Consider the following 19261-nt stretch of genomic DNA (forward strand, 5'->3'; position numbering starts at 1 on the left):
ATAGGAGCGTCATTGCTCAGATACGCTGGTAATTCAAGACGTTGTCGTTCTATTTGCAGCGCGCATGAAATCAACGAATGCGCGCAGCTTTCCTGGCATGTGCTTGCGATGCGGATAGTAGAGATGAAAAGCGTCGTCCCATCCGCTATGCTGCCTCAGGATCCGGCGCAGCATGCCGGTTGCCAACTCTTGTTTCGCAAAATCTTCCAGGATGAAAGCGATGCCGTGGCCTTGTATTGCAGCATCAAGGACAGATCGCATTTCGTCAAAAATAACGCGCCCATGAACATCGATTTGAACCAGTTGGCCCCGATCTTCGAACTTCCAGTCGTACAATCTGCCGCCAACGCAATAGCGCTGGCGAATGCAGTTGTGCTTGAGCAGTTCATCAATCGTTTCTGGTTCGTCCCGCTCGAGGAAATAATCCGGGGCTGCCACCACGATTCTTTTTTGGACCGCCCCTAACTGCACTGCGACCATGTCGTTCTGTACATTTTTTCCCATCCGTATGCCGATATCAAAACCGGCGTTGACGATATCGCCAAGCTGATTATCCAGCGATATCTCGACATTTATCATCGGGAAGTTCTCAAAGAACGAAGCCAGATGCGGTTCAATCAGGATACGGTATGCGACGTAGGAAGAATTGACGCGCACTGTGCCCGAAGGTTGATCAGTCGCGAGCAATGCCTGCGACAAGGAGTCCTTGATCAGGGCAAGCGCAGGTGTCAATGCTGCGTTCAATGAGGCGCCAGCCTCGGTCAAACTGACACTACGTGTCGTGCGGTTGAAGAGTCGGACATTCAGTTGGGCTTCTACATTTTTGATCGTGCGTGATACGGCAGTTGGCGTGACGCCCATTTCTGCGGCAGCGCGAGCGAAGTTCAAATGCCTGGCGGCAGCCTCGAATGTGAAAAGACCGGGAAGATGCACCGGTGGCGGAGGGGGTACGCCTTCCATGGCTTCAGCGCGATTCGGGCCTTCTATTATGACGTTTGCTCATACTGTATCTCGCCTTGTGACTATTTACGTCATTATCGCCGATCTCCATCCTGGTTACTTCCAGTGACGTGATCATGATCACGACAGCGAAACATTGTTTCTTCAATCCGTCTACCAGAACCCTCTTTCAAGAACCGAACCATGAGCAAAATTTTTGAACCCCCGACCCTGCGCGGCGTCACGCTGCGCAACCGCTTCGCCCTTGGTCCGATGTGCCAGTACACGGCAACAGATGGTCATGCCAGCGATTAGCACGCCATCCACTATGGACGTTTCGCTCTCGGCGGATTCGGCCCGCTGATGGTCGAGGCTACGGCGGTCTCGCCCGAAGGATGGATCTCGCATGGCGATCTGGGCCTGTGGGATGACGCCCATATACAGGGCCTGTCGCGCATCGCTGCTTTTGCCAATGCCTATGGTGCAACGCCCGGAATCCAGATTGCTCATGCCGGGCCTAAGGCCAGCATCCGGAGAGCCTTTGAAGGGAACGGTCCTCTGGACGAAGGCGATGCAGCACGCGGCGAACACCGTTGGGCAGTGGTGTCACCGAGTGCGCGCCCGGTCGCACAGGGCTGGCTGGTACCTGGCGCCCGTGGTCAGCAAGATTTATCACACCCACGTCGCGCCCTGACCTATCGATCGAGGCAGACTTGCAGCCGAACCGCCGTCGCCCGTGGATGGCACGCTGCGCAGCGCCGGTGGCGGGCGCTTTTGATGCGGCACAGATGCGCCCCCGCGTGCCGCTTTCCGGGCGCGCGGGAGCGCGGTGACTACGGCTTCTGAATCGTGTAGCGCACATTTTCTTTCAGAATAGCCAGCTGCGCGCCGGGTGTGCGCACCCAGACATGATCGCTCTCTTCCTTGATCAGCGAGCCCCACTGTGATGTTTCAAAGCGTGGCGTGACAAAAGGCGAGACCAGGTGAATCGTATCTTCGCTTGCGCGTTGCTCCGCACTGTCTGCCTTCACGCGTGCGATCAGTTGGGCATAAGCACTCTCCATGGAAGCCCGGATCTGGCTGGTCTGGGCGTCGTCGAGCGCGGCCAGCTGGTCTACCGTATATTTGCCCGGAAGCTGGTAGAGATACTTGCCCCGCCACACCGACGGCGCCTCACCGTGATCAATCAACATGCCGGCCGCCAGGGTCAGTACTTTGTCGTCGATTTTGGTGATCAGCAAGTAGGGATTAACACGGCCCGGGCTGCCCTTTCCCGGCTCGACCAGCACGAACGCCGTCTCCCTGGCCGCCTGTGCGAACAGATCACGGGGCTTGATGTTGATTTTGTTACCCATTTTTCCGGCATCGGATTTGGTCGTCTCCGTGACCATGGCTGCGTTCGCCAGTGCGCCTATCGGGCCAAGCAACACGCCAACAGCGACACCGCCACCGCCGAAATTTTGCGTGTACAGCTGAGTTTTCGCATCGTCCAGGAAGGCTGTGTTGCCGTCCGTCGTGGTAAAGACCGAGGTGGGGAGAATGGTATGGGTCTGCGCCGCCGTGCGTGCCTGCATGGGCGGGGCAAGCTGTGGGCCAGCACACCCGGTAAGGAAGACGGCCAGCAGCACAAGTGATTTTTTGAAAGGTGACATCGGATTCCCGGTTGGTGATGATCGACTGCGACTATACGTACACAAGGCGGGATTGTGGTCCCGGCGATTCGCGATTGCAACTTTAGTTTTTTGATAAGCACTCTGACCGCTCAGCCACCACGCGTGCGAGAGCGACAGCGCCGCGCGATTGCCTTGGCAGGCTATGCCCCCCTCCACAGGTGCGTTTGGCAACGCGCTTGGCTCTAGCATGACAGACGCGATGCAAGACAACGCTTCCGCTACTGCGCGGAAAAACATGGAGGATCCTTTCGATCCCCCCCGAGGGACGCGCCATTCTGGCTCGTACTGCAAGTCAACGTGCCGACGCCCCAATGAGTGTCAAGGCGCTTACCCACGTGCGACTACTAGAGCGTTTGGCCGAACATGGGCGCGACCGCGCGCACGATGTTGCGGGCGTTCGCATGCTGCTCACTCAGGTTGGTAAACACGATGATGGTCAGCTTCTGATCCGGGTAGCGCATGAAGTCGGTGACGTATCCGGGCATGCCGCCGGAGTGGTACACCCAGCGCTTCCCGTTCTGGGTGCGCAGCTGCCAGCCCAACCCGTAGTAGATGCCGGTATTGTCGGCATTTGCCGCCTGCACCAGCACGTTATTGGTCCACATCAGGGCCAGGGTCGATTGCTTGAGGATCTTGTCGGTGTACAGCGCAGCATCCCACTTCGCCATGTCCATGGCACTGAGCTCGATCCCGCTCGCTGCCATGCCCAGGTAGACCGACATCGCGTCGGTAGTGACAAACGGGACATGTTTCCCGTCTTTGAGCTCGTACCCGATGGCGCTGTCCGCGCGCGCCGGTTTTGGCGCGACCAGACGCGCGCTGTGCATGCCCAGCGGCGTGAACACCCGCTCTTTCAAGAAATCGAAATAGCCCTTGCCGGTGACCCTGCGCACGACGATACCGAGAATATCGTAGCCGACATTGCAGTACCGGTACTTGGTGCCCGGCTCCCAGCTCAGGGAATACGCCCTGAACCTGGCCAGCATGTCGTCTTCTCCCAGGATCTTGTTGGCGAAAATGTCCGCAAAGGTCGGATCGTCCGGGTATTCGGGCAGGCCGGAAGAGTGGTTCAGCAGGTGCCGAATGGTGATGCCGCTCCATTGCGGCGGCACCGCCCCGATGAATTTGTCGAGCTTGTCGTCGAGCGATATTTTGCCCTCCTCTACCAGCAGCATGATGGCGGTGGCGGCGAACGACTTGCTGATCGAGCCGATTTCGAAGCGGTCCTCCGGTTTCACCGGGCGCGCCGTCTCCCGGTCCGCGTAGCCATAGCCCTTGCTGTAGACAACGGTGCCGTCCCGGACCACCACCAGCGTCATGCCGGGAATGCGCTGCTCGATCAGTTGCCCCTGCATGTACTGGTCCACTTCGGGCTGCGCCGTTTGCGTGACGCCCGCGGCCAGCGTGGTCACCGGCGCCAGCACGACATCGCCGGCTGGCGGCGCAGCACCGCCCCCACCGCCGCCCCCGCAGGCGGCCAACAGGGTCGTGGCCAGCGCCGCGATGAACAGGGCGCGCCTATTCATACATGGTTCCGATCGCGACCGGATTCACGGGCGTAAGCACGACGCCGTCGTGTGGCCAATCGGCAAAACGGTAGATGACAACCTTGTAGATACCCAAAGTCTGGTCCTCGAATGCGTGTCCGTCGGTGACGGGGATGGTGAGTGGAGCGGCGCCGGCCATGTCGCGAAACATGACACCGGGCGCCTGCATGGAAGCGTCGTACACAAACTTGATGGCCGTGCAGTTCTTGCGCAACAGGCGCAAGCGCGCCTCAGCGTCGCGCTGCACGCTGATCAACTGCTCGCAGGCGGCGCGCAACTGGTCGGCTGCATACACGCCGTCGTCGCGCCCGCGGATGGAAAAGCGTCCACTGAAGCAGTACAGCACCTTGCCGCGATGGAGGCGCAGCACCGCATCGTCCTTGTACAACTGGTCGGACACTTTCCCGGTTCTAATTCGTTGTCCATGCTTTTCTATTCGTGAGTGCGATGTCAAACCATCATAGCATCTGCAAAAACACGCCGAAGCCTTTCTTTCGAGATTTCAAGATAAGGATCGAGGCATTCGTTTGTGCGGCTGCTGTCAGCTGCGGCATGCGGTGTTTGAAACGGTTCGGCGTGCGCTGGAAGGCGTCACCATGCGATCCCGGAATATCGTTTCCTATTCCGTGCTGATCCTGGTCTGCAGCGTGCTCTATCCATTGCTGGCATTGACAGGGATGACGGACCGCTTCTGCCGTTTGCTTGCCCGGATAAATGATCAGTTTCCGCGTTCCCGCCTCGACTGCGTCGGTAATGGCGTCGGACTCTTCACCCTTTGCGGGCGTGAAACTGATCGCCAGATGAAGACCGTGCTCGCCACGCCGCAGCGCTGGCGTTACGGTCGGAGAGACTTGACTCACGAACGTATTGCAAGCGTCGCGAACGGGAACTGACCGGGGTGGTGCAGGTTGCAATAAAAGAAGCGCTGCACCGATGCCTGCCAATGCGCAGGATTAAACCTGCGCGACGCACCAAGGAAAAGGAATTCAAGGCATCTCATCTGGTTGTCGGGGGATCACTCACGCTACAAGCGAGAAGCATGATATCAAAATTAGTCGCTCTTTAAACCAGTAGATATCGCGCCCGCCGGCCACATTCTTTGGCTGGACGCACAGCGTAAAGCCGCCATGTAGTACAGTGCCCGGTCCAGCATTCGGAATCCCATATGTCAGATTTTCCCCAGAAGCGCCATCGCCCTATTCGCAACATCGTCGAACGGATATTCAGCGTCATGCTCCTGGGCGGCAAGGTGGCAGCGTGGAGTTATCGTTGCGGCCTACATGGCAAACTCACAGTCGTGCGTTATGAGATGAACGTGAACAGGGAAAAACCATTGCCTGCTCCGCTGCGGGTTGGGTTTGTCTCGGACCTGCACGCCGGACCGACAACGCATGCGGGTCTGTTCGATCTATTACGCGATCAGTTGCTGTTGCTGCGCCCGGACGTGTTACTGCTCGGCGGCGATTATGTCTCGTTTGATGCCCGGTACGTCGACCGGTTGCGCGATGTTCTGACAGCGTACACACCCGCGCTAGGAACCTATGCGGTGATCGGCAATCACGACATCCGTAACGGGCGCGAATCGATCGAAACGGCATTGCGGAATATGGGGGCGCAGGTCCTAGTCAATCGCAACATGGCTTTGCCAGCGCCATTCGACATGGTCAGCGTCTGCGGCATTGACGATCCCTGGACCGGTAACGCGGACGCGGCCCGAACGTTCTCGGAATCCCGACAGGTCAAGCTATTCCTGACGCATTCTCCGGATGGGCTCATGCATCTGGACAAAGAAGTCTTTGACGTTGCCTTTGCTGGACACACACACGGCGGGCAGGTCGCGCGCCGTAACGGGGCGCCCGTGTTGCAGCCGACTGGGCCGCTGTCGCGTCAATACTGCTACGGCGAATTTGCGGTGCCCGGCAACGGGACGATGATCGTCAGCCGCGGGTTTGGATGCACGTTGATACCGTTGCGTATCAATGCGGATCCGGAACTGGCGATCTGCACCTTGCGTTAGCGGCGAGTTCGAGCCGCTGGGCCAGCAGTGTCAATTCGGCATGCACCCTGTCGATGAAGACATCAGGCGTCTTCCCAGATATCTCATACCGAATCGCACAAACTGTAAGCGTTCGACCGAGTATTCGCGATATGGTTCGCGCAAACAAGCAGAATCAGATTTTGTGGAGCATCACGTACTTTTGTGGAGCAAAGTGCGGAAGCAAAAAGCCCTGAAACCCGCATGAATTCTGGCCTGCCCAACAGGAATCGAACCTGTGACCCTCAGCTTAGAAGGCTGATGCTCTATCCAACTGAGCTATGGGCAGTCTGTCGCGGGGAGGAAACCTCGCGGAAATGAAAACGGGCCGTCAAATGAATGACAGCCCGTCTTTAACTTGGTCGGAGTACAAGGATTCGAACCTTGGACCCCCTGGTCCCAAACCAGGTGCGCTACCGGACTGCGCCACACTCCGAAGACGTTATTATACGTCGGGGGACTCGCAAACGTCAACGGCACATCGTGAAGTTTTCTGTGAAATGTTGAAACCCAGAAAACTCTATCTTCATGCCATCAACTTGCCTGCCTGCGCGCCGTCCACACGGCCGCGCCCTCCCCCTTCGCTGCTGCCTGCTTACGCCGGAACCTTGTTGGCAATCCGGCGCGCGGTCGATTCCGCGACCTGCGCACTCTTCGCTTCCACCATCACGCGGATCAGCGGCTCGGTACCGGATGCACGGATCAGCACGCGGCCCGTATCGCCCAGTTCCGCTTCCACGGCTTCCTTCTCGGCCACCATGTCCGGATGCTTGGTCCAGTCGAAGCCGGCCGGCACGCGCACGTTGATCAGCGTTTGTGGATACAAGGTCAGTTCCTTGCAGCACTTGTCCAGACTCTTGCCGCTGCGCTTGAGCGCCGACAGCACCTGCAGCGCGGACACGATGCCGTCGCCGGTGGTGTGCTTGTCCAGTGCCAGCAAGTGGCCCGAACCTTCGCCGCCGAACAGCCAGCCGTTTTCCTTCATCACTTCCAGCACGTAGCGGTCGCCCACCTTGGCGCGCGCAAAACCAATGCCGAGTTCCTTGAACGCCACTTCCAGCGCCATGTTCGTCATCAGGGTACCCACCGCGCCGGCCACCGGGCCGGTCATCATGCGGTCGCGCACCATCACATACAGCAGTTCGTCGCCGTTGTAGATGCGGCCAGCGCCGTCGCACATGACCAGGCGGTCGGCGTCGCCGTCGAGCGCGATGCCCAGGTCGGCGCGGTGTTCGAGCACGGCCGCGGCCATGGCTTTCGGTGCGGTCGCGCCGAAGCCGTCGTTGATGTTAAAGCCGTTCGGCTTGTTGCCGATGGCGATGACTTCCGCGCCCAGTTCGTGGAACACGTGCGGTGCGATGTGGTACGCCGCACCGTGCGCGCAGTCGAGCACGATGCGCAGGCCGCGCAGGTCGAGCTCGTTCGGGAAGGTACTCTTGCAAAACTCGATGTAGCGGCCCTTGGCATCTTCCAGGCGCTTGGCACGGCCCAGCTTTTCGGCCGACACGCATTCCATCGGCTGGTCGATCATGGTTTCGATTTCGTGCTCGACCGCATCCGGCAGCTTGGTGCCGTGTTCGGAGAAGAACTTGATGCCATTGTCCTGGAACGGGTTGTGCGACGCCGAAATGACCACACCGGCCGACAGGCGCAGCGCGCGCGTCAGGTAGGCCACGGCCGGGGTCGGCATCGGGCCGGCCAGCATCACGTCCACGCCGGCGGCATTGAAGCCCGCTTCCAGCGCCGATTCAAGCATGTAACCGGAAATACGGGTGTCCTTGCCGATCAGGACCGTCGGGCGGCCGGAAGCGGCGTTGGTTTTCGCCAGGACTTTACCCGCGGCATAGCCGAGGCGCATCACGAAATCAGGGGTGATTGGCGCCACGCCAACCAGCCCGCGCACACCGTCCGTACCGAAATATTTACGTGCCATGTTTTCTCTTTTATTGAATAAATTAATGAATGGTGGCAGCTTGCCACACTGTGAGTGCATCTACCGTTTCAATTACATCATGGACGCGCACGATGCGCGCGCCCTGGGCCACCGCAGCCAGTGCGCCCGCAAGGCTGCCGGCCAGGCGCTGCTCGACCGGTTTGCCGGTCACGGCGCCGATCATCGATTTGCGCGACACGCCCGCCAGCGCGGGCAGCCCCAGTTCCCGCTGCATGTTGCCGATATTGCGCAACAAGGCATAGTTGTGTTCCACCGTCTTGCCGAATCCAAAACCCGGATCGATGCAGATGCGCTGGCGTTCGATGCCGATGGCCAGCATGGCCTCGACCCGTTCGCGCAGAAAATCCGTGACCTCGCGCACCACGTCGCCGTAGACGGGTTCCTGCTGCATGGTTTGCGGCGTACTTTGCATGTGCATCACGCACAGCGCGCAGTCGCTGCCCGCCACCGCTTCCAGCGCACCGGGCGCCCGAAACGCATTGATGTCGTTGATCATGTCGACCCCGGCCAGGATCGCCTCGCGCATCACCTCCGGCTTGTAGGTATCGATCGACAAAGGCTTGCCAAGGTCGCGCAGCGCGTACAGCACCGGCATCACCCGGCGCAGTTCTTCGTCGAGCGCCAGGCCGGGCGCGCCCGGACGGCTCGATTCACCGCCGATATCGATCAGGTCGACACCTTCGCTCACCATTTCTTCGGCGCGCGAGAGCGCAAACTCAAGCGATTGGAAACGTCCGCCATCGGAAAACGAGTCAGGCGTGACGTTGAGGATGCCCATGACCAGCGGTTTGGCCGCCAGGTCGAAGCCAAAGCGGCCGCATTGAAAATATTGTCGCATTCCGTCTACATCGTGTTGTTAATTGATCGACCATAAAAAATGCCGTTCAGTCTTGTCTGAACGGCATTATATACAACCTTGCAAGAACCGGAGAGATTTACGCCGGTGCTGTCGCGTTCGGTGACACCCCGCCCGAACCGCTGTCGCCCGGAGGCGGCGTGCGCTTGGTCAGGACTCCCGACTTCGGCTCGCGCGGCTCGTGCCCGGCCATGATGTCGTTGATCTGGTCGGCGTCGATGGTTTCCCAGTCGAGCAGCGCGCGGGTCATTTTTTCGACCTTGTCGCGGTTCTCTTCCAGCAGGCGGCGTGACAGCGCGTACTGCGTGTCGAGAATCGAACGGATTTCCGCATCGACCTTTTGCTGGGTCGCCTCGGAAATGGTCTTGGTGGCGCCGCCGAAGAAACCTTCGTTCTCGCTATCCTCGTAGACCATCACGCCCATGCTGTCGCTCATGCCGAAACGCGTCACCATCGAGCGCGCCAGTTTGGTGGCACGCGAGAAGTCGTTCGACGCGCCGGTCGACATCTGACCGACGAACAGTTCTTCGGCGATACGGCCACCGAACAGGATCGAGATTTCTTCCAGCATCTTGTCCTTGTAGCCGGACAGGACATCGTGTTCAGGCAGCTGCCAGGTCAGGCCCAGGGCATAACCGCGCGGCATGATCGTGACCTTGTGCACCGGATCGGCCTTCGGCAGCAGCTTGGCGATGACGGCGTGGCCGGACTCGTGGTACGCGGTGTTGCGGCGTTCTTCTTCGCGCATGACCATCGATTTACGCTCGGGACCCATGTAGATCTTGTCCTTGGCATCTTCGAAGTCGCTCATTTCCACCAGGCGCTTGCTGCGGCGCGCGGCGAACAGGGCTGCTTCATTGACCAGGTTGGCCAGGTCGGCGCCCGAGAAGCCAGGCGTACCGCGTGCCAGGATGTCGGCCTTGACGTCGGCGCCGATAGGCACCTTGCGCATGTGCACATTGAGAATCTGTTCGCGGCCGCGGATGTCCGGCAGGCCAACCATGACCTGGCGGTCGAAACGGCCCGGACGCAGCAGCGCCTTGTCGAGCACGTCGGCGCGGTTGGTGGCGGCCACGACGATCACGCCGGAGCTCGCTTCAAAACCGTCCATCTCGACCAGCAGCTGGTTCAAGGTCTGTTCGCGCTCGTCGTTACCGCCGCCCATGCCGGCGCCGCGATGACGGCCGACCGCGTCGATCTCGTCGATGAAGATGATGCAAGGCGAGTGTTTCTTGGCGTTCTCGAACATGTCGCGCACGCGGCTCGCACCGACGCCGACGAACATTTCAACGAAGTCCGAACCGGAAATCGAAAAGAACGGCACCTTGGCTTCGCCGGCAATGGCGCGCGCCAGCAGGGTTTTACCGGTGCCCGGAGGACCGACCATCAGCACGCCGCGCGGAATGCGTCCGCCCAGCTTCTGGAACTTGGTCGGGTCCTTGAGGAAGTCGACGATTTCGTTGACTTCTTCTTTCGCTTCGTCGCAACCGGCGACGTCAGCAAAAGTAACGGTGTTGTTGGTTTCATCCATCATGCGTGCTTTGGACTTGCCGAAGGAGAAAGCGCCGCCCTTGCCGCCGCCCTGCATCTGGCGCATGAAGAAGACCCAGACGCCGATCAGCAACAGGAACGGGAACCAGGAAATGAACACGGTCGTCAGGAACGATGGATCTTCAGGCGGTTTGATGTCGAAATGCACATTCGCTTCGCGCAGATCCGATACCAGGCCGCGGTCGAGCATCGACGCGGTGGCACGCACCTTGGTGTCATCCGAGCGCGTGGCGGTGATGTTCTGACCTTCAATGACCACATCCTTGATGCGACGGGCCTTGACCTCATCGAGCAGTTCGGAATAAGGGATGGCCTTGCTGCCGCCGGCAGCGCTGTGGTTGTCAAACTGTCTGAACAGCATGAACAACAGCAGGGCAACGACTACCCAGATGGCGGATTTTGAAAACATATTATTCACGAAAACTCCTTCGATGCAGGCGCATCTTTTTACCGATTTTAGAACGCCGATTTTACTCGCAATAAGCAGGCGGTGCCACGCACGCCCCGCTGCCGGGCTGAAAAACTACTGAAAAGCCATGAAGATTAGGCAATCCTTACCCAATTTCCATGCCTTTTGCGGCTTTCCTTGGCTGATGTGCGGCTAAACCCATCAAATATCAAGGGGAGATTCTTCTTCCAGCGCGGTATTCTTGTCGGTAGGATTTTTCAGCCCCTTGCCGACGAGGAAAATTTCGGACGATTTGTCGCGGCTGGCCTTCGGCTTGATCTGCTTGACCACCTTGAACTCGGCCCGGAATTTCTCCACGATCTGGCTGAAACCCATGTCTTTAAAGCATTTCACCACCAGGGCGCCGGAGGGTTTCATGTGGAATTGCGAAAATTCGATGGCCAGGTCGATCAGGTGCTCCATGCGGGCCGAATCGGCCGTGGGGATGCCCGACAGGTTCGGTGCCATGTCCGACAGCACCAGGTCGCACTTGCGCCCGGCCAGGATGGTGTCGAGCTGGCGCAGGATGCGCGCCTCGCGGAAGTCGCCCAGGATAAAGTGCATGTCGGCGATCGGCTCCATCGGCAGCATGTCGAGGCCGATGATGGTGCCGTTGATGCCGCCGCCATCCTTGCCGGCCAGCTTACGCCGGACGTACTGGCCCCAGCTGCCCGGGGTGCAGCCGAGGTCGACGATGACCTGGCCGGATTTGATCAGCTTCTCGCTCTCGTCGATTTCCTTGAGCTTGTAGGCGGCGCGTGCACGGTAACCCTCTTTCTGCGCCAACTTCACGTAGGGGTCGTTTATGTGGTCGTGCAACCAGTTTTTGTTTAATTTGTTCTTTGCCATTCGCGTAGAATACTGCTTTTAAAGGACTATCTAAAAATATTATGCAAAAACTTACCCCCGTCGAGCGCAGTGCACTGCGCGCTGAAGCGCATGCGCTCAAGCCTGTCGTCATCATCGGCGAAGCGGGCCTGACGCCAGCCGTGATCAAGGAGATCTCGGCCAGCCTCGACTCGCACGGCCTGATCAAGGTCCGCGTGTTCGGCGACGACCGCGCCATGCGCACAGAAATCTACGAGAACATTTGTACCGAACTCGATGCGGCTCCGGTACAACACATCGGCAAACTGCTGGTCATTTACCGTCCCAAAGTGGAAGTGGTAAAGGAACGCAGCGGCAAGTCGGGTAAAGGAATGCGCGAAGTTACCATTGTTAAAGCGAGCGCAAGCGGTACCAAGCGCCCGTCCGTGACCAAGGTCATGATCAAGGGCAATGAGCGTGTGACGGAAGGCGGCACCATCAAGCGCGCCAAACCGCGCCAGAGCAGCCCGAAGAAAGGCGCGCTGGGGAAATAATCCCAGCGTTGCATTACCGTCGTTCCCGCGCCAAGGCGGCACTCGGCGGGAACGACGGTGGTTGGGGTTACGGTCGTGGGTTCTTGAGCACCAGCACCCCCGCCAGCACGCTCTGAATCAGATACAACACCATCGACACCCCGTGCAGCATGCCGAACTGCTTGCGCGCGGCCGGCTCCATCATGCCGCCAGGCGCCGCTTCCTTCAGCGCCGCCATCATCGGCCCCAGTCCCAGCGTACTCACCGCCATCAGCGCCAGCATCCCGGCCACCACCAGCATCAGCAAGCGCTTGCGCTTCGCATCGACGCCCTGGTCCAGCGCCAGCAACACCAGCAAACCCACGCCGCAAACCAGCGACACGAGCGCCTCGCTCCTGAACATGCTGCCCGCAATGGTCCCGGCCAGCGCGCTGTCGGACAGGGTGCGGAACAGGGTCGGGGCCACTAGGTAACCCACCGTCCACAAACTGCCCGCCCACGCCGTCACCAGCAGCAAACGGGCCCGCGCCAGCAGCATCAGATGTACTTGACTTCGAGGATTTCGTATTCGCGCGGGCCCGATGGCGCCTGCACTTCGACCACATCACCGGCGTACTTGCCAATCAGCGCGCGCGCGATCGGCGACGTGACCGACACCTTATTGAGCTTGAGGTCCGCTTCGTCCAGGCCCACGATCTGGTAGGTCACCTTGGTGCCGTTGTCCAGGTCTTCCAGGTCGACGGTCGAGGCGAACACCACGCGCCCTTCGGCGTCCAGGGTGGCCGGATCGATGATCTGCGCGGCGCCCAATTTGCCTTCCAGCTCCGCAATGCGGCCTTCGACGAATGCCTGGCGCTCCTTGGCGGCGTCGTATTCGGCGTTCTCGGACAAATCGCCATGCGAGCGCGCCTCGGCGATCGCGTCGATCACAATGCGGCGCTCTTTGGTCTTGAGCTGATGCAGCTCTTCCTTGAGCAGTTCGGCGCCGTATTTGGTAAGTGGAACTGATGTGTTCATGTCGTATTCGCGTTTCTACTGAAAAGTGAAAACCACAGGGCACGCGCCGGAAAATGCTCCCGGCGCGCGCCCTGTGGTCAAGAGGTCTTGCGTGCTGCTTAGTTTAAGGTTTTATGCAGGCCTTGTAAATCGTACACGCGCAACTCGTCGAGATGACGCATGCCTTCGACCGCAGCCTCCGCACCCGCTATTGTAGTGTATGTCGTCACGCGCGCGGCCAAAGCCGAAATCCGGATCTGGCGCGAGTCGACAATCGCACTGCGTTTTTCTTCGACCGTGTTGATCACCAGCGCGATCTCGTGGTTCTTGATCATGTCGACCACGTGCGGACGGCCTTCGATCATCTTGTTCACGGCCTGGCACGGAATGCCCGCCGCCGTGATCACCGCCGCCGTGCCCTTGGTCGCGACGACCTGGAAGCCCATCGACTGCAGGTCGCGCGCCACTTTCACCGCGCGCGGCTTGTCCGAGCCCTTCACCGACAGGAATACCTTGCCCGATTCGGGCAGCTTGACGCCGGCACCCATCTGCGACTTGACGAATGCTTCGCCGAAGGTCATGCCCACGCCCATGACTTCACCGGTGGACTTCATCTCGGGTCCGAGAATGGTGTCCACGCCCGGGAATTTCACGAACGGGAACACCGCTTCCTTCACGCTGTAGAACGGCGGGATGACTTCCTTGGTGATGCCCTGCGATTCGAGCGACTGGCCGACCATGCAGCGCGCCGCGATCTTGGCCAGCTGCAGGCCCGTGGCCTTGGATACGAACGGCACCGTGCGCGAGGCGCGCGGGTTCACTTCCAGCACGAACACGGTGTCCGCCATCACGCCATCGACTTCGGTCTTCTGGATCGCGAACTGCACGTTCATCAGGCCGACCACGTTCAGGCCCTTGGCCATGAGCGAAGTCTGGCGCTTGAGTTCATCGATGGTCTCTTGCGAGAGCGAATACGGCGGCAGCGAACAGGCCGAATCGCCCGAGTGCACGCCAGCCTGCTCGATGTGCTCCATCACGCCGCCGATGAAGGTGGTTTCGCCGTCCGAGATGCAGTCGACGTCGACTTCGATGGCGTCGTTCAGGAAGCGGTCCAGCAGCACCGGCGAATCGTGCGATACCTTGACCGCTTCGCGCATGTAGCGTTCCAGGTCGCGCTGTTCGTGGACGATTTCCATCGCCCGGCCGCCCAGCACATACGATGGACGCACCACCAGCGGGTAACCGATTTCCTGCGCCAGCGCCAGTGCTTCGGCTTCCGTGCGCGCGGTGCGGTTAGGCGGCTGGCGCAGGCCCATTTTCTGCAGCATCTGCTGGAAGCGTTCGCGGTCTTCGGCCGCATCGATCATGTCGGGCGAGGTGCCGATGATCGGCACGCCGTTCGCTTCCAGGTCGAGCGCAAGCTTCAACGGCGTCTGGCCGCCGTACTGCACGATCACGCCGACCGGTTTTTCGATGGCGACGATTTCCAGTACGTCTTCGAGCGTCAGCGATTCGAAATACAGGCGGTCCGAGGTATCGTAGTCGGTCGACACGGTCTCGGGATTACAGTTGACCATGATGGTCTCGTAGCCGTCTTCGCGCATCGCCAGCGCCGCATGCACGCAACAGTAATCGAATTCGATACCCTGGCCGATGCGGTTCGGGCCACCGCCCAGCACCATGATCTTTTTCTTGTCGCTCGGGTTGGACTCGCACTCTTCATCGTAGGTCGAGTACATGTACGCGGTATCGGTCGAAAATTCGGCCGCGCAGGTGTCGACCCGCTTGTACACCGGACGGATGCCCATCGCGTGGCGCGTCTCGCGCACGACTTTGTCGGTCGTGTGCAGCAGGAAGGCCAGGCGGCGGTCCGAGAAACCTTTTTGCTTCAACTTGTACAGGGTCGGCTTGTCGATCGCTTCCAGGGTCTGGTTATCGAGCCACAGTTCGATGTCGACGATTTCCTTGATCTGCACCAGGAACCACGGATCGATGTGGGTCAGCTGATGCACTTCTTCCAGGGTGAAGCCCTGGGCAAAGGCGTCGCCCACGTACCAGATGCGGTCCGGACCCGGCTCGCCGAGTTCTTCTTCGATCTTTTCGCGGTCGCGCGTTTTTTCGTTCAGGCCATCGACGCCCACTTCCAGGCCGCGCAGGGCCTTCTGGAACGATTCCTGGAACGTGCGGCCGATCGCCATGACTTCACCGACGGATTTCATCTGGGTGGTCAGGTGATGGTCGGCGGCCGGGAATTTTTCGAACGTGAAGCGCGGGATCTTGACGACGACGTAGTCGATCGACGGCTCGAACGAGGCAGGCGTGGCGCCGCCGGTGATTTCGTTGCGCAGTTCGTCGAGCGTGAAGCCCACGGCCAGCTTGGCGGCGATCTTGGCGATCGGGAAACCGGTCGCTTTCGAGGCCAGCGCCGACGAACGCGACACGCGCGGATTCATTTCGATGACGATCATGCGCCCGTCTTGCGGGTTGATCGCGAACTGCACGTTCGAGCCGCCCGTGTCGACGCCGATCTCGCGCAGCACCGCGAGCGACGCGTTGCGCATGATCTGGTATTCCTTGTCGGTCAAGGTCTGCGCCGGCGCCACGGTGATCGAGTCGCCCGTGTGCACGCCCATGGCGTCCAGGTTTTCGATCGAGCAGATGATGATGCAGTTGTCCGCCTTGTCGCGCACCACTTCCATCTCGTACTCTTTCCAGCCGATGAGGGACTCTTCGATCAGCAGTTCCTTGGTCGGCGACGCTTCCAGGCCGCGCTTGCAGATGGTCTCGAATTCTTCTTCGTTGTAGGCGATGCCGCCACCGGTGCCGCCCATGGTGAACGATGGGCGGATGATGGTCGGGAAACCCATTTCGCGCTGCACCGCCCACGATTCGTCCATCGAATGGGCCACGCCGGAGCGCGCCGAACCGAGGCCGATCTTGGTCATCGCTTCCTTGAACTTGGAGCGGTCTTCGGCCTTGTCGATCGCTTCCGGCGAGGCGCCGATGAGCTCCACGTTGTACTGTTTGAGCACGCCGTTGTTGTGCAGGTCGAGCGCGCAATTGAGCGCGGTCTGGCCGCCCATGGTCGGCAGGATCGCGTCGGGACGCTCCTTGGCGATGATGCGCTCGACGACTTTCCAGGTGATCGGCTCGATGTAGGTCACGTCCGCCATTTCCGGGTCGGTCATGATGGTCGCCGGGTTGCTGTTGACGAGGATGACCTTGTAGCCCTCCTCGCGCAGCGCCTTGCACGCCTGGGCGCCGGAATAATCGAACTCGCAAGCCTGGCCGATGATGATCGGGCCTGCGCCAATAATCAGAATACTTTTAATGTCACTACGCTTTGGCATTGGGCTCTTTCTACAATTCGTTTTTCTCAGCGGCTTGCATCATGCTGATGAAGCGGTCAAACAGGTAAGCTACATCGTTCGGGCCCGGCGAGGCTTCAGGGTGCCCCTGGAAGCAGAAGGCCGGCTTGTCGGTGCGGGCAAAGCCCTGCAGCGAGCCGTCGAACAACGACACGTGGGTCACGCGGCAGTTGGCCGGCAGGGTTTGCGCGTCGACCGCGAAACCGTGGTTCTGCGAGGTGATCATCACCTTGCGCGAATCGAGATCCTGCACCGGATGGTTGGCGCCGTGGTGGCCGAACTTCATCTTGAGCGTGCGCGCGCCGGAAGCGAGCGCCATGATCTGGTGACCTAAGCAGATGCCGAAGGTCGGGATGCCGCGCTCGATCAGCTCGCGGCTGGCCGCGATCGCGTAGTCGCACGGTTCCGGGTCGCCCGGGCCGTTGGCCAGGAAAATCCCGTCCGGGTTCAGCGCCAGCGCGTCGGCGGCGCTGGCCTGGGCCGGCAGCACGGTCACTTTGCAGCCACGTTCGGTGAGCATGCGCAGGATGTTGCGCTTGACGCCGTAGTCGAAGGCCACAACGTGGAATTTCGGATCGGCGAGCTTGCCGTAGCCAACGCCGAGCTTCCATTCGGTTTCGAGAAACTCGTAGGCGCTAGTGGTCGAGACCACCTTGGCCAGGTCCATGCCGGCCAGGCCAGGGAACGAGCGCGCCAGTTCCAGTGCCTGCACCTGCGACGGCTCGTTGCCCTGCGTGCCGACCAAGATGGCGCCGCCCTGCGCGCCCTTTTCGCGCAACAGGCGCGTCAGCTTGCGGGTATCGATGCCGGAGATGGCGACGATGTTTTCGGCCTTGAGGTAATCGGACAGCGACTGGGTCGAACGGAAGTTCGATGCCAGCAGCGGCAGGTCACGGATGATCAGCCCTGCGGCGTGGACCTTGCTTGCCTCGACGTCTTCCGGATTGACGCCCGTATTGCCGATATGCGGATAGGTCAGCGTGACGAGCTGGCGCGAATAGCTTGGATCGGTCAGGATTTCCTGGTAACCGGTCATGGCCGTGTTGAACACGACTTCCCCGGTGGTATGGCCGGCGGCGCCAATGGAAAAACCTTTAAATATCGTTCCATCGGCGAGGGCCAGGATGGCTGGAACGGCGGGGCCAGAAAAAAATGGCGGCAAGGGCAACTCCTGATAAAGTTACCGTAGCTGCGCCACGTCAGACCGACGACCATGGTTTCCCGGTGCGCTTGCGCTCAGGGGGATGGTGTCATTTTGAATGAGGGATGGTGGGTAGTCGCTACGGTAGGTGTATGAATGGCTAAACCTCCAAATTATAGCGCAACGCGGCCTTCCCGGCAATCGCCGCCGGACCTGATTACGTCGCTTTTCGCGCTTTTACTGGACATGACCGGCCGTCCTCTATACATTTATTACAGCATCCTCAGGCAAACATTTACCAGGAAATGTGATTATGTCTACGTTTGGAAGAGATACGCCAATGGAGCGCCCCAACCCGGGCGGGCGGGCAGCGGTCTTCGTGCCCAAGGTGAGCGCGGAAGACGCGGTCAAGGACATGCTCAAGAACGGCTCGGGCATGGTTGGCTTCGGCAACAGCGATGGCTCGGTCACCGTTTACTTCGAGAACAACCGTTTCAACGACTCATCCCTGCACAAGTGGGAAAACAAGGTGTGGAAATCGTACGGGCGGATGGTCGAACTGTCGCCCACTGTTAACAAGCTGGTGTGCGACGCCAGCAACCTGACACAGGTCGGTTTCGTCCAGGGTCCGGAAATCGAGGTACGCGACATGCCGCTGCTGCTCGAATGGCTGGAACGCACCAATGCCGCCGATTCGGCGCCGGAAGGTCCGCTGATCCACTCCTGACCCGGCGGCGCCGGATCACGGAAACAAAAACAGCACTTACAGACCGAGTTCGCTCAGTCCCGGATGATCGTCCGGGCGGCGGCCGAGGGGCCAGTGAAACTTGCGCTCCTCTTCCCTGATGGGCAGGTCGTTGATGCTGGCATGGCGCAGCGCCATCAAGCCGTGCTCGTCGAACTCCCAATTCTCGTTGCCGTATGAGCGGAACCAGTTGCCGGCGTCGTCGCGCCACTCGTAGGCAAAGCGCACGGCGATGCGGTTGCCGCCGAAGGCCCACAACTCCTTGATCAACCGGTAATCGAGCTCGCGTACCCATTTGCGCGTCAGCAGGCCGGCGATGGCCTCGCGCCCGGTAACGAATTCGGCGCGGTTGCGCCAACGGCTGTCGGCGGTGTAGGCCAGCGCCACGCGCGCCGGGTCGCGCGAATTCCAGCCATCTTCGGCCAGGCGCACCTTGCGCGTGGCCGCGTCGTGCGTAAAGGGCGGCAATGGAGGACGGTTTTCAGTAGCGCTCATGGGCATTCTCTCGGATCAAAACGATAACATACGCGATCGCCGGCGTGATTACCCGCACCAGGCAGAACCGAAAAACCGGATCAGCGCCATAGCGGACACCGCGCGGTCATGCAAGGTGCCGAGGTGTAATCATCAGTAAAAAGTAATCAAAAACAACAATTCATAAATACAGT

At 60.1% G+C, this 19261-nt stretch carries 18 protein-coding genes and 2 tRNA genes; 4 read left to right on the forward strand and 16 right to left on the reverse strand.

What is annotated here, in order from left to right:
- Window positions 1–33: 33 nt before the first annotated feature.
- Window positions 34–960: a LysR family transcriptional regulator gene (locus RBA40_RS07330; RefSeq protein ID WP_306647170.1), complete on the reverse strand. Its 927-nt coding sequence runs from the start codon at window positions 958–960 to the stop codon at window positions 34–36.
- Window positions 961–1260: 300 nt separating this feature from the next.
- On the opposite strand from RBA40_RS07330, the gene RBA40_RS07335 reads away from it, so the two are divergent.
- A complete protein-coding gene (locus RBA40_RS07335; protein WP_306647463.1) occupies window positions 1261–1785 on the forward strand; it encodes an oxidoreductase in 525 nt (174 codons plus the stop codon).
- Here RBA40_RS07335 and RBA40_RS07340 read toward each other — a convergent pair.
- From RBA40_RS07340 to RBA40_RS07355, 4 genes are all read right to left on the reverse strand, one after another.
- A complete protein-coding gene (locus RBA40_RS07340; RefSeq protein WP_306647172.1) occupies window positions 1773–2591 on the reverse strand; it encodes a hypothetical protein in 819 nt (272 codons plus the stop codon). The two genes, RBA40_RS07335 and RBA40_RS07340, sit on opposite strands and share 13 nt — an antisense overlap.
- Before the next feature lie 365 nt (window positions 2592–2956).
- Complete coding sequence (locus RBA40_RS07345) at window positions 2957–4138, reverse strand: serine hydrolase domain-containing protein (protein WP_306647174.1); 1182 nt, start codon at window positions 4136–4138, stop codon at window positions 2957–2959.
- Window positions 4131–4559: a hypothetical protein gene (locus tag RBA40_RS07350; RefSeq protein ID WP_306647176.1), complete on the reverse strand. Its 429-nt coding sequence runs from the start codon at window positions 4557–4559 to the stop codon at window positions 4131–4133. The genes RBA40_RS07345 and RBA40_RS07350 overlap by 8 nt, the downstream gene beginning before the upstream one ends.
- A 58-nt stretch (window positions 4560–4617) precedes the next feature.
- Complete coding sequence (locus RBA40_RS07355; protein ID WP_306647178.1) at window positions 4618–5019, reverse strand: hypothetical protein; 402 nt, start codon at window positions 5017–5019, stop codon at window positions 4618–4620.
- 305 nt (window positions 5020–5324) lie between these two features.
- On the opposite strand from RBA40_RS07355, the gene RBA40_RS07360 reads away from it, so the two are divergent.
- Window positions 5325–6176, forward strand: coding sequence for a metallophosphoesterase (locus RBA40_RS07360; protein WP_306647180.1), 852 nt, complete (start codon window positions 5325–5327; stop codon window positions 6174–6176).
- A 230-nt stretch (window positions 6177–6406) separates the two neighbouring features.
- Here RBA40_RS07360 and RBA40_RS07365 read toward each other — a convergent pair.
- The 6 genes from RBA40_RS07365 to RBA40_RS07390 form a co-directional block, all read right to left on the reverse strand.
- Window positions 6407–6483: transfer RNA gene (locus RBA40_RS07365), tRNA-Arg, on the reverse strand.
- Between the two features lie 70 nt (window positions 6484–6553).
- Window positions 6554–6630 (reverse strand) — tRNA-Pro (locus tag RBA40_RS07370).
- A gap of 159 nt (window positions 6631–6789) precedes the next feature.
- Entirely contained in the window at window positions 6790–8127 is a 1338-nt protein-coding gene (glmM, locus tag RBA40_RS07375; RefSeq protein WP_306647181.1) for a phosphoglucosamine mutase, read from the reverse strand.
- 22 nt (window positions 8128–8149) lie between these two features.
- A complete protein-coding gene (gene folP, locus RBA40_RS07380; protein ID WP_306647183.1) occupies window positions 8150–8986 on the reverse strand; it encodes a dihydropteroate synthase in 837 nt (278 codons plus the stop codon).
- Window positions 8987–9083: 97 nt separating this feature from the next.
- Complete coding sequence (ftsH, locus tag RBA40_RS07385; protein WP_306647185.1) at window positions 9084–10973, reverse strand: ATP-dependent zinc metalloprotease FtsH; 1890 nt, start codon at window positions 10971–10973, stop codon at window positions 9084–9086.
- A gap of 192 nt (window positions 10974–11165) precedes the next feature.
- Window positions 11166–11852: an RlmE family RNA methyltransferase gene (locus RBA40_RS07390; protein ID WP_099880503.1), complete on the reverse strand. Its 687-nt coding sequence runs from the start codon at window positions 11850–11852 to the stop codon at window positions 11166–11168.
- A 41-nt stretch (window positions 11853–11893) separates the two neighbouring features.
- Here RBA40_RS07390 and RBA40_RS07395 point away from each other — a divergent pair, with 41 nt between their 5' ends.
- Window positions 11894–12364 (forward strand): YhbY family RNA-binding protein, encoded by a 471-nt coding sequence (locus tag RBA40_RS07395; protein ID WP_306628352.1) that lies wholly within the window; start codon window positions 11894–11896, stop codon window positions 12362–12364.
- Window positions 12365–12431: 67 nt separating this feature from the next.
- On the opposite strand, the gene RBA40_RS07400 is transcribed toward RBA40_RS07395, so the two are convergent.
- From RBA40_RS07400 to carA, 4 genes are all read right to left on the reverse strand, one after another.
- A complete protein-coding gene (locus tag RBA40_RS07400; protein ID WP_306647187.1) occupies window positions 12432–12881 on the reverse strand; it encodes a DUF4149 domain-containing protein in 450 nt (149 codons plus the stop codon).
- Complete coding sequence (gene greA / locus RBA40_RS07405) at window positions 12881–13360, reverse strand: transcription elongation factor GreA (RefSeq protein WP_099880509.1); 480 nt, start codon at window positions 13358–13360, stop codon at window positions 12881–12883. Before greA ends, RBA40_RS07400 begins: the two co-directional genes overlap by 1 nt.
- A gap of 98 nt (window positions 13361–13458) precedes the next feature.
- Window positions 13459–16689, reverse strand: a complete 3231-nt coding sequence (carB, locus tag RBA40_RS07410) for a carbamoyl-phosphate synthase large subunit (protein ID WP_306647189.1) — start codon at window positions 16687–16689, stop codon at window positions 13459–13461.
- 10 nt (window positions 16690–16699) lie between these two features.
- Complete coding sequence (gene carA, locus RBA40_RS07415; protein ID WP_306647190.1) at window positions 16700–17869, reverse strand: glutamine-hydrolyzing carbamoyl-phosphate synthase small subunit; 1170 nt, start codon at window positions 17867–17869, stop codon at window positions 16700–16702.
- 319 nt (window positions 17870–18188) lie between these two features.
- Here carA and RBA40_RS07420 point away from each other — a divergent pair, with 319 nt between their 5' ends.
- On the forward strand, window positions 18189–18575 hold the full coding sequence (locus RBA40_RS07420; protein WP_306647192.1) for a hypothetical protein: 387 nt from the start codon (window positions 18189–18191) through the stop codon (window positions 18573–18575).
- A 36-nt stretch (window positions 18576–18611) separates the two neighbouring features.
- Here the strand turns inward: RBA40_RS07420 and RBA40_RS07425 are convergent, their stop codons facing one another.
- Window positions 18612–19088, reverse strand: a complete 477-nt coding sequence (locus RBA40_RS07425; RefSeq protein ID WP_306647194.1) for a nuclear transport factor 2 family protein — start codon at window positions 19086–19088, stop codon at window positions 18612–18614.
- Between the last annotated feature and the right edge of the window lie 173 nt (window positions 19089–19261).

The sequence above is a fragment of the Massilia pseudoviolaceinigra genome (assembly GCF_030846505.1).
GTDB classification, from domain to species: Bacteria; Pseudomonadota; Gammaproteobacteria; order Burkholderiales; family Burkholderiaceae_D; genus Telluria_A; species Telluria_A violaceinigra.